Consider the following 10,607-nt stretch of genomic DNA (forward strand, 5'->3'; position numbering starts at 1 on the left):
CAAGACCCGGCCGACGCGCATGAGAGTGCAAGGGGGACCTGTGCCGCATCAACCGCCCGAGGGCGAAAAGCCGCTTTTGACCGTGCGGGGGCTGACGAAGCTGTTCGGCAGCTTCAAGGCCTGCGACGACATTGACCTCGACATCGGCCATGGCGAGATCCACGCTCTTCTCGGCGAGAACGGTGCCGGCAAATCCACCCTTGTGAAGATGCTGTTCGGTATTCTCGCGCCCTCGGCGGGCTCGATCGGCTGGCAGGGGCAAGACCAGGTCATCCCCAATCCAGCCGCGGCCCGGCGTCTCGGCATCGGTATGGTCTTCCAGCATTTTTCGCTTTTCGAAGCGCTGACGGTCGCCGAGAACATCGCGCTGTCGCTCGACGAGAAGATCTCGATCTCCGAGCTTTCCAAGAAGGCGGCAGAGCTTTCGGTCGCCTATGGACTGCCGCTCGATCCCAATGCCCATGTCGCCGATCTCTCGGTCGGTGAGCGCCAGCGCATCGAGATCGTCCGCGCGCTCTTGCAGAACCCCAAACTCATCATCCTTGACGAGCCGACCTCGGTGCTGACGCCCCAGGAAGCCGACAAGCTGTTCGAGACCCTGTTCAAGCTGAAGGCGGAAGGTCGCTCCGTTCTCTATATCAGCCACCGGCTTGAGGAAGTGCAGCGCATCTGCGATCGCGCAACCGTGCTCCGTCACGGCAAGGTCACGGGCGCCTGCGACCCGCGGCAGGAAACGCCGGCTTCGCTTGCCCGGATGATGGTGGGCGCCGATGTTGCCGGTGTCGAGAAGGTCGAGCCGCCCACGGATGGCGTCGTCCAGCTGCAGGTCACAGAGCTCTCGGTCAGCCCGCGGACACCTTTTGCCATGCCGCTGAAGAGTGTTTCGATGACCGTGAAGGCGGGCGAGATCCTCGCCATTGCCGGGGTCGCCGGCAACGGCCAGAGCGAGCTCTTCGATGCGCTTTCCGGCGAGTATGTCGTGCCCAATCCCGATTCAATCCGCCTGCGCGGCAAGTCCGTCGGTCGCCTGGGGATCAACGAACGCCGGCTGCTCGGCGCCGGCTTCGTGCCTGAAGAGCGCCACGGCCATGCGGCAATCCCGGCCATGAGCCTGTCGGAAAACCTGTTTCTCTCGCGCAATGCGTCCGACCGTTCAGCCTACCTCGCAGGCGGGAAAATTGGTCTCATACGCCATGGGCTGGTGCAGCAGGCAGCGCGCCGCATCTCCGAGATGATGGATGTGCGCAAGAGTGGTGATGATCCCTCCGCCGGTTCACTCTCGGGTGGCAATCTGCAGAAATTCATCGTCGGCCGCGAACTCGACCGCCAGCCTTCTGTGCTGGTCGTCAACCAGCCGACCTGGGGCGTCGATGCCGGCGCTGCAAGCCGTATCCGCCAGGCGCTGGTCGATCTTGCCAAGGCGGGATCCGCTGTGGTCGTCATCAGCCAGGACCTCGACGAGATCTTCGAGGTCGCAACTTCGATTGCGGCCATCTCCGAAGGCACGCTTTCCGACGCCTATCCCGCCTCGACCATGACCCGCGAACGCATCGGTATTCTGATGGGCGGCGTGCATGGCCTGACCACTGCCCCGGAGGCGGCCCATGCGCATTGAACTCGAACGTCGTCCCCGGCAGTCCAGCCTGTTTGCCATCGTCTCGCCTTTGCTGGCGCTGGCGCTCACCGTCTTCTTCGGCGGCATCATGTTTGCGATGCTTGGCAAGGACCCGGTCTCGGCACTCTTCAGCTTCTTCATCGAGCCGCTGCTCGAGGTGTGGTCGCTGCACGAGCTTGCGGTGAAGGCCGCACCGTTGATCCTGATCGGTGTCGGTCTGTCGGTCTGTTATCGCTCGAACAACTGGAATATCGGTGCGGAGGGGCAGTTCATCGTCGGGGCCATCGTCGGCTCGATCCTGCCGATCACCTTCTATGAATGGAACTCGCCGCTGCTCTTGCCGATGATGATCGTCATGGGTGCCATCGGCGGTGCCGCCTATGGCGCCATTCCGGCGCTCTTGAAGACCCGCTTCAACACGAATGAAATCCTGACCAGCCTGATGCTGGTCTACATCGCCCAGCTTTTCCTCGACTGGCTGACGCGCGGGGTCTGGAAGGACCCGGCCGGCTACAATTTCCCGCAGTCGCGCTCTTTTGTCTCGGAAGCCGTGCTGCCGGAAATCCTGTCCTCCGGCCGCGCGCATCTCGGCATCATCTTTGCGCTGATTGCCGCCGTCGCCGTCTGGTTCATGATGCGCTACACGCTGAAGGGCTTTCAGGTCGTGGTTCTCGGGCAGTCGGAACGGGCAGGGCGCTTTGCCGGCTTCTCCTCGCGCAAGATGGTCTGGTTCTCGATGATGTTCTCGGGTGCGCTGGCGGGGCTGGCCGGTATTTCGGAAGTGTCGGGCTCGATCGGTCACCTGCAGCCGACCATTTCGCCGGGCTACGGCTTCACGGCCATCATCGTTGCCTTCCTCGGGCGTCTTAATCCGCTCGGCATCATCGCCTCCGGCTTCGTGCTGGCGCTGACCTATCTGGGCGGCGAGGGCGCACAGTTGTCGATCGGCGTCTCCGACAAGGTGACACGCGTCTTTCAGGGGCTGCTTCTTTTCTTTGTGCTCTCCTGTGACACACTCATTCTCTACAAGGTGCGGATCGTCTTTGATCGTGCCCGCAATGCCGCGACGAAGGGGGCTTGATCATGTTCGAGGCCATCCTTCTCACTGTCATCACCGCCTCGACGCCGCTGGTGATCGCCGCCATGGGCGAACTCGTGGCCGAGCGTTCAGGCGTGTTGAACCTCGGCGTCGAAGGCATGATGATCATCGGCGCTGTCTGCGCCTTCATCGCGACCAATCTGACCGGCTCACCCTATGTCGGCGTTCTCTCAGGGATCGCGACCGGCGCGGCCTTCTCGCTGCTCTTTGGTTTCCTGACGCTCACCCTCGTCGCCAACCAGGTGGCGACAGGCCTGGCACTCACCATCCTCGGCCTTGGCGTCTCCGGCATGATCGGCGAAAGCGTGGTCGGTGTGCCCGGTGTGAAGATGCAGCCGATCGTCATTCCGCTTCTGTCGGACATTCCTGTAATCGGCCCCATCATCTTCGCCCAGGACCTGTTTTTCTACCTTTCCATTCTGCTGGTTGCCGGCGTGAACTGGTATCTGTTCAAGAGCCGCTCGGGCCTCAAGCTGCGCGCGATCGGCGACAGCCACGGCTCGGCGCATACGCTCGGGCTACCCGTCATCCGGACGCGCTATCTGGCGGTGATGTTCGGCGGCGCTTGTGCCGGTCTTGCCGGTGCGCAGCTGTCGCTGGTCTATACGCCGCAATGGGTGGAGAACATGTCCGCCGGCCGCGGCTGGATCGCGCTCGCGCTCGTCGTCTTCGCCGCATGGCGGCCCTGGCGGGTTCTTGCCGGCGGCTACCTCTTCGGTGCCGTGACCATCGGGCAGCTGCATGCGCAAGCGCTCGGCATCGGTCTGCCCTCGCAATTTCTGTCCGCGCTGCCCTATGCGGCGACCATTGTCGTGCTGATCATAATCTCCCATAATCGCCGCACGACGCTGATCAACACGCCGGCTTGCCTCGGCAAGCCGTTCGTGCCGGATAGATAATCAAAACAAAAGCTTCAACCTAACCAGACAGGGGTACATCATGAAAAACATCCTCCTCGCGCTTGCCGCATCGGCAGCCGCAATCGTCGGCGTCGCGGCACCTGCCGCCGCTCAGGACAAGACGAAGATCTGCTTCGTCCACGTCGGCTCGAAGACCGACGGTGGCTGGACCCAGGCGCACGATATCGGCCGCCAGGAGCTTCAGGCTCATTTCGGCGACAAGATCGAAACGCCTTACCTCGAAAACGTGCCGGAAGGTCCGGATGCCGAACGCGCCATCGAGCGCATGGCCCGTTCCGGCTGCGCCCTGGTCTACACGACCTCCTTCGGCTTCATGGATGCAACCCTGAAGGTCGCCGAGAAGTTTCCGGACGTGAAGTTCGAACACGCCACCGGCTACAAGACTGCGGCGAATGTCGCGACCTACAATTCGCGCTTCTATGAAGGCCGCTTCATCAACGGTCAGATCGCCGGCAAGATGTCGAAGACCGGTGTCGCCGGTTACATCGCTTCCTTCCCGATCCCGGAAGTCGTCGCCGGCATCAACGCCTTCCTGCACGGCGCGCGCACCGTCAACCCGGAATTCAAGCTGAAGGTCATCTGGGTCAACACCTGGTTCGACCCCGGCAAGGAAGCCGATGCCGCAAAGGCGCTGTTTGACCAGGGCGTGGACATTCTGACCCAGCACACCGACACGACGGCTCCGATGCAGGTTGCCGAAGAACGTGGGATGAAGGCCTTCGGTCAGGCCTCCGACATGATCGCCGCCGGCCCGACTGCGCAGCTCAGCGCCATCGTCGACACCTGGGCGCCCTACTACATCAAGCGCACCCAGGCTGTTCTCGACGGCACATGGAGCTCGGCGCAGACTTTCGACGGTCTCGTCGACGGCATTCTGTCGATGGCGCCCTATACCAACATGCCCGACGACGTGAAGGCCATGGCCATGGACACTGAAGCCAAGATCAAGTCCGGCGAACTGAAGCCCTTCACCGGTCCGCTCAACAAGCAGGACGGCTCCGTCTGGTTGGCGGAAGGTGAGTCGGCTGACTACGGCACCATCCTCGGCATGAACTTCTACATCGAAGGTGTAGACGACAAGCTGCCGCAGTAATCTGCGACTTGCGGAAATGGAAAGAGCGCCTTTGGGCGCTCTTTCTTGTTTAGAATTCCTAAAATTGCAGGAATACTCAGATAGCGCCTTCACCCGCATTGGCCTTTCGTATAACTACCCCAGCAAATAAGTCGGGGTGTGAGTCAGGATGCGGAAGGAAGAGGTTCGGGAACTGAAGGTCGTTTCCAATCTTCGGACGAGCCATGCGAAGGTGGTCGAGCAACTCGGCCTTGCGATCGTCGGGGGTCGATTTGGCATCGGCGAACCCTTGCCTGGGGATGCTGAACTGGAGGCTCAGTTCGATGTGTCGCGGTCCGTGCTGCGCGAGGCGATGAAGACGCTGACCGCCAAAGGTCTGGTGGTTGCCAAATCGCGTGTCGGGACACGGGTGACTGACCGCTGTCACTGGAACCTTGTCGATGAAGACGTGCTGCGCTGGCATTTCCGGACGGGCGTCACACACGAGTTCATCGATCATCTCTATGACGTCCGCATGGTCTTGGAGCCGGCATCGGCTGCGTTCGCGGCGCTGCGCGCTTCAGCGGAGGACTGTGCGGAACTGCGTCATTACGCCATGCTCCTGGGTTCCAACGAACTCGACTGGCAGGGCCAGGTGGAGGCAGACTTACGCTTCCACGTTCTTTTGACCCTCGTCGGGGCAAACCCGTTTCTCGAAAGCATGGTTGGCTTCATAAAGGCCTCGCTCGACGGCGCCTTCACCATGGCCTTCGATCCTGAACTTGCCGGCCGCGGGGAGGCGATCAGCGAGCTTCATCTGGCCATCGTCGATGCGATCGAGCAAGGCGATGCCGAGACTGCGCGGGCCGCCACCGAACGGGCGATCGAGCAGGGGCGTGCGGCAGCGCTGAAGGCGGTCGAGAACTCCCAGAAGCGCGGCTAGTTCTCCGAACACTTGCGGGCGGCACCTGCTGGTATTAGTGAGGAGCGCCATTCTCAGCTTGGAGCCATCCATGAACCGTACCTGTCTCGCCGTCGTTCTCGCTGCTGGTGACAGCACCCGCATGAAGTCGTCGATGTCGAAGGTGCTGCATCCGGTGGGTGGGCGGCCGATGATCGCGCATGTCATGGCATCGATCGCCGCGTCTGGTGTGTCTGATGTCGCGCTGGTTCTCGGTCGCGATGCCGACAAGGTTGAAAAGGCAGCCTCGATCGAAGGGCTTGCGGTCGCAGGCGTGTTGCAGACCGAGCGCCTCGGCACCGGTCACGCCGTTCTGATGGCCAAGGAGGCGATCGCCCGCGGTTATGACGAGATCCTCGTTGCCTATGGCGATGTGCCGCTGATCACTGCTGCACCGCTGAAAGCTGCCCGCGAAGCGCTTGCCGGCGGTGCCGATGTCGCCGTCATCGGTTTTCATACGGCCAATCCGACAGGTTATGGCCGTTTGCTTGTCGAAAATGGCGAGCTGGTCGCCATCCGCGAGGAAAAGGATGCGACCGAGGCCGAGCGCGCCGTGACCTGGTGCAACAGTGGATTGATGGCGATCGACGGCAAGAAGGCTCTCGATCTCCTCTCCCGGATCGGCAACCAGAACGCCAAGGGTGAGTATTATCTGACAGACCTCGTCGAGATTGCCCGGTCCTTGGGTGGCAAGGCTGTCGCCGTGGACGCGCCGGAGAGTGAACTGACCGGCTGCAACAATCGCGCCGAGCTCGCCGTCATCGAGCGCCTCTGGCAGGAGCGCCGTCGCCACGAGCTGATGGTTTCGGGCGTGACGATGATCGCACCTGAGACGGTCTTCCTGAGCCACGACACGGTCATCGGACAAGATGCGCTGATCGAGCCGAACGTCGTCTTCGGTCCCGGGGTCACCGTCGAGGGTGGTGCCATCATCCATGCCTTCTCGCATCTCGAAGGCGCCCATGTGGCTGCTGGCGCGACCGTGGGCCCCTTTGCCCGCCTGCGTCCCGGCGCCAGCCTCGCCGAAGGCTCGAAGGTTGGCAATTTCTGCGAGGTGAAGAAGGCCGAGATCGGCCGCGGCGCCAAGGTCAACCACCTGACCTATATCGGCGACGCCGTCGTTGGCGCCGAGACCAATATCGGTGCTGGCACCATTACCTGCAACTATGATGGCGTGAACAAGTTTGAGACGCATATCGGGGCCGGGGCCTTCATCGGCTCCAATTCGTCGCTGGTGGCGCCGGTCAAGATCGGCGATGGCGCGCTCATCGCGTCCGGCAGCGTCATCACCGAGGACGTGCCCGCCGATGCACTCGCCTTCGGCCGTGCTCGCCAGGAGATGAAGCCGGGCCGGGCCGCTGTGATCCGCGAGCGCAATCTGGCAATCAAGGCCGCCAAGAAGTCCGGCAAGTAAGAGCGCTAAAACAAACTTCACCGCTTGTTATGCTGCGTTGCATTACGAGACGAAATGCAATTTGACCTGACGCGTGATTGCCTATTGCGGTGGAACCGCTAGGAAAAGCCGCGTGGTTGATACGAAACGGAGAATTTCATGTGCGGCATCGTTGGCATTGTCGGTAACAAGCCCGTAGCGGAGCGTCTGGTCGACGCCTTGAAGCGGCTCGAATATCGCGGCTATGATTCCGCCGGTGTGGCCACCATCAACGACGGCAAGCTCGACCGCCGCCGCGCTGAAGGCAAGCTCTTCAATCTTGAGACGAAGCTCGCAGGCGATCCGCTGCCCGGCAATATCGGCATTGCCCACACCCGCTGGGCAACCCATGGCGTGCCGAACGAAACGAACGCGCATCCGCATTTCGTGGAGGGCGTGGCGGTCGTTCACAACGGCATCATCGAGAATTTCTCCGAGATCAAGGAAGAACTCGCTGCCGAAGGTGCCGTCTTTGCCACCCAGACCGACACCGAAGTCGTCGCCCAGTTGCTCGCCAAGTATCGCCGCCAGGGTCTTGGCCGCCGCGAAGCCATGCACGAGATGCTGCGCCATGTGACCGGCGCCTATGCGCTTGCCGTCATCTTCCAAGACGATCCCTCGACCATCATGGCGGCCCGTTCCGGCCCGCCACTGGCGATCGGCTTTGGCGATGGCGAGATGTTCCTCGGCTCGGATGCCATTGCGCTCTCGCCCTTCACGAACCGCATCGCCTATCTCCACGACGGCGACTGGGCTGTCATCGGCAAGCAGGGCGCCCACATCTTCGACGTGGACGGCAATCCGGTCGAACGCCCGGTGCAGGTCTCCTCGGCGTCGGCCTACATGATCGACAAGGGCAATCATCGCCACTTCATGGAGAAGGAGATCTACGAGCAGCCGGAGGTGATCTCCCACGCCCTGTCGCATTATGTCGACTTCGGCAACCACACCGTCCGCGACGCCGCGAATGAGATCGATTTCGCCGGTTTGCGCGGCCTCGCCATTTCCGCCTGCGGCACAGCCTATCTGGCTGGCCTCGTCGGCAAATACTGGTTCGAGCGTTATGCCCGCCTGCCGGTCGAAATCGATGTCGCCTCGGAATTCCGCTACCGTGAAATGCCGCTGTCGAAGGATCAGGCCGCCCTTTTCATCTCACAGTCCGGTGAAACTGCCGACACGCTCGCCTCGCTGCGCTACTGCCGCGACAACGGCCTGAAGATCGGTGCGGTCGTCAACGTCAAGGAATCGACGATCGCCCGCGAATCGGATGCTGTCTTCCCGATCCTCGCTGGTCCGGAAATCGGCGTCGCTTCCACCAAAGCCTTCACCTGCCAGCTCGCCGTGCTTGCCTCGCTGGCGCTCGCCGCCGGCCGCGCCCGTGGCACGCTTGATGAGACGGAAGAAAAGCAGCTCGTGAAGAGCCTGGCCGAAATGCCGCGCATCATGAGCCAGGTGCTGAACGCGGTTCAGCCGCAGATCGAGGCTCTCTCGCGCGATCTCTCCAAGTTCAAGGACGTGCTCTATCTCGGCCGTGGCACCAGCTATCCGCTGGCGCTCGAAGGCGCGCTGAAGCTCAAGGAAATCTCCTATATCCACGCCGAAGGTTATGCCGCCGGCGAGTTGAAGCATGGCCCGATCGCCCTGATCGACGAGAACATGCCTGTGATCGTCATTGCACCTTTCGACCGCTTCTTCGAGAAGACCGTGTCGAACATGCAGGAGGTGGCCGCCCGGGGCGGCAAGATCATCTTCATCACCGACGAGAAGGGCGCTGCCGCCTCGAAGCTTGAGACCATGGCAACCATCGTGCTGCCCGTCGTCGCCGAGATCATCTCCCCGATGGTCTATTCCATCCCGATCCAGCTTCTCGCCTATCACACAGCTGTCTTCATGGGCACCGACGTCGACCAGCCGCGCAACCTCGCCAAGTCCGTCACGGTCGAGTGATCCCCGATCGGGGCAGTCCGCTGCCCCAATTCTTGCTCTTGCGCCATAGGTGTCACTCCGGCATTGTCCGCAGCGTTACGGCACTGCACAATGACGGTGGGCATGACCGAAGGTTCTGACAGGATTTCGATGGCGACCCGGCTCAGGAACAACTTCCTGACTGGTCTGATCATCTGTGCGCCGATGACGATCACCATCTATCTGACCTGGACCTTCATCCGCTGGGCAGACAGCTGGGTGAAGCCCTATCTGCCGGATCGATACAACCCGGAAGCCTATCTCACATTTGCGATACCGGGGACCGGGCTTCTCATTGCCATCCTGTTCATCACTCTTGTCGGCTTTCTCGGCCGCAACCTGATCGGTCGCTCGATCGTTTCCTACAGCGAGAATATCCTCAACCGGATGCCGCTGGTGCGTACCGTCTACAAGAGCACCAAGCAGATCTTTGAGACCGTGCTGAAGGAGCAGGGCAATTCCTTCAAGAAGGTCGGCCTGATCGAGTTTCCGCGCGCCGGGACCTGGGCGCTGGTCTTCGTTTCGACGGATGCCAAGGGAGAGATTGCCGCGAAGCTCAACCAGGACGGCGAGGAAATGGTGGCGGTCTTCCTCGCGCCGACCCCTGTTCCCACAGCCGGCTTCCTGATGTTCGTGCCGCGCAGCAAACTGATGCTGCTCGATATGAGCCCGGAAGAGGGGGTTAAACTCTTGATCTCGGCTGGTCTGGTCACGCCGGACTATAAGCCGACCGTCGCGGACGCCATGGCGGCGTTTCAGGACCTTGCGGCGGACGACCCGGTCGAGCCACCCAAGCGTGCCGGCCGTTCCTGAACACGTCTTTCCTCACCCAGCATGCAGGAAGCGGATCGCCTCGTCTCGGCGGTGGAGATACAGCAGTGTTCTGACAGCTTCTCCCCGCTCGCTGGTTAGTTCCGGATCACGCTCCAGCAGATAGGCTGCGTCCTTGCGGGCGATCTCCAGCAGATCGCCATGATGCTCCAGGCTGGCTATCTTGAAGCCTGGCGTGCCCGACTGCCGCGTCCCCAAAAGTTCGCCTTCACCGCGCAGCTTCAGATCCTCCTCGGCAATCAGGAAGCCGTCTTCCGAATCTCGCAGGATGGACAGCCGCGCCTTGCCGGTTTCGCCGAGCGGGCCCTTGTAGAGCAGGATGCAGCTCGAGGCCTCATCGCCACGCCCGACGCGGCCGCGCAGCTGGTGCAACTGGGCAAGACCGAAGCGTTCGGCATGTTCGATGACCATGATCGTCGCATCGGGCACATCGACGCCGACCTCAACCACCGTAGTTGCCACAAGCAGCCGCGTTTCGCCCGATTTGAATGCGAGCATCGCGGCGTCCTTTTCAGCCCCGCTCATCCGCCCATGCACCAGACCGATCGGCGCCTTGATGAACTGCGCCAGCACCGACTGCCGCTCCTCGGCCGACATCAGCTCGCTTTCTTCGGTTTCCTCGACCAGCGGGCAGATCCAGTATGCCTTCTTGCCCTCTGATATCGCAGACCGCAGCCGTTCGATGACGTCAGGCACCCGTTCTGTCGGCACGGTCACTGTCTGGATCGGCTTT

9 protein-coding genes are annotated in these 10,607 nt (G+C 61.9%); 8 read left to right on the forward strand and 1 reads right to left on the reverse strand.

Going from position 1 to position 10,607, the window contains the following annotated elements; translation table 11 throughout:
• Positions 1 to 19 precede the first annotated feature (19 nt).
• From IP85_RS19470 to IP85_RS19505, 8 genes are all read left to right on the forward strand, one after another.
• Positions 20 to 1,615, forward strand: coding sequence for an ABC transporter ATP-binding protein (locus IP85_RS19470; protein ID WP_054151326.1), 1,596 nt, complete (start codon positions 20 to 22; stop codon positions 1,613 to 1,615).
• Positions 1,605 to 2,696: an ABC transporter permease gene (locus IP85_RS19475; RefSeq protein ID WP_054151327.1), complete on the forward strand. Its 1,092-nt coding sequence runs from the start codon at positions 1,605 to 1,607 to the stop codon at positions 2,694 to 2,696. Before IP85_RS19470 ends, IP85_RS19475 begins: the two co-directional genes overlap by 11 nt.
• Complete coding sequence (locus IP85_RS19480; RefSeq protein WP_054151328.1) at positions 2,693 to 3,613, forward strand: ABC transporter permease; 921 nt, start codon at positions 2,693 to 2,695, stop codon at positions 3,611 to 3,613. Before IP85_RS19475 ends, IP85_RS19480 begins: the two co-directional genes overlap by 4 nt.
• Before the next feature lie 40 nt (positions 3,614 to 3,653).
• Entirely contained in the window at positions 3,654 to 4,727 is a 1,074-nt protein-coding gene (locus tag IP85_RS19485; RefSeq protein WP_054151329.1) for a BMP family ABC transporter substrate-binding protein, read from the forward strand.
• Positions 4,728 to 4,875: 148 nt separating this feature from the next.
• Positions 4,876 to 5,628 carry a FadR/GntR family transcriptional regulator gene (locus IP85_RS19490; protein WP_054151330.1) on the forward strand — a complete coding sequence of 251 codons (753 nt, stop codon included), beginning with the start codon at positions 4,876 to 4,878 and terminating at the stop codon, positions 5,626 to 5,628.
• Between the two features lie 70 nt (positions 5,629 to 5,698).
• Positions 5,699 to 7,060: a bifunctional UDP-N-acetylglucosamine diphosphorylase/glucosamine-1-phosphate N-acetyltransferase GlmU gene (glmU, locus tag IP85_RS19495; RefSeq protein WP_054151331.1), complete on the forward strand. Its 1,362-nt coding sequence runs from the start codon at positions 5,699 to 5,701 to the stop codon at positions 7,058 to 7,060.
• A 138-nt stretch (positions 7,061 to 7,198) separates the two neighbouring features.
• Positions 7,199 to 9,025, forward strand: coding sequence for a glutamine--fructose-6-phosphate transaminase (isomerizing) (glmS, locus tag IP85_RS19500; RefSeq protein WP_054151332.1), 1,827 nt, complete (start codon positions 7,199 to 7,201; stop codon positions 9,023 to 9,025).
• A gap of 102 nt (positions 9,026 to 9,127) precedes the next feature.
• The gene (locus IP85_RS19505; RefSeq protein WP_245280913.1) at positions 9,128 to 9,856 is read left to right on the forward strand and encodes a DUF502 domain-containing protein; all 729 of its coding nucleotides are present in this window, start codon (positions 9,128 to 9,130) and stop codon (positions 9,854 to 9,856) included.
• Positions 9,857 to 9,868: 12 nt separating this feature from the next.
• Here IP85_RS19505 and IP85_RS19510 read toward each other — a convergent pair.
• Positions 9,869 to 10,607 (reverse strand): helicase-related protein (locus IP85_RS19510; RefSeq protein ID WP_280949609.1); only part of this gene is annotated, 739 nt, incomplete at its 5' end.

The organism is Rhizobium sp. AAP116 (assembly GCF_001295785.1).
GTDB lineage: Bacteria > Pseudomonadota > Alphaproteobacteria > Rhizobiales > Rhizobiaceae > Allorhizobium.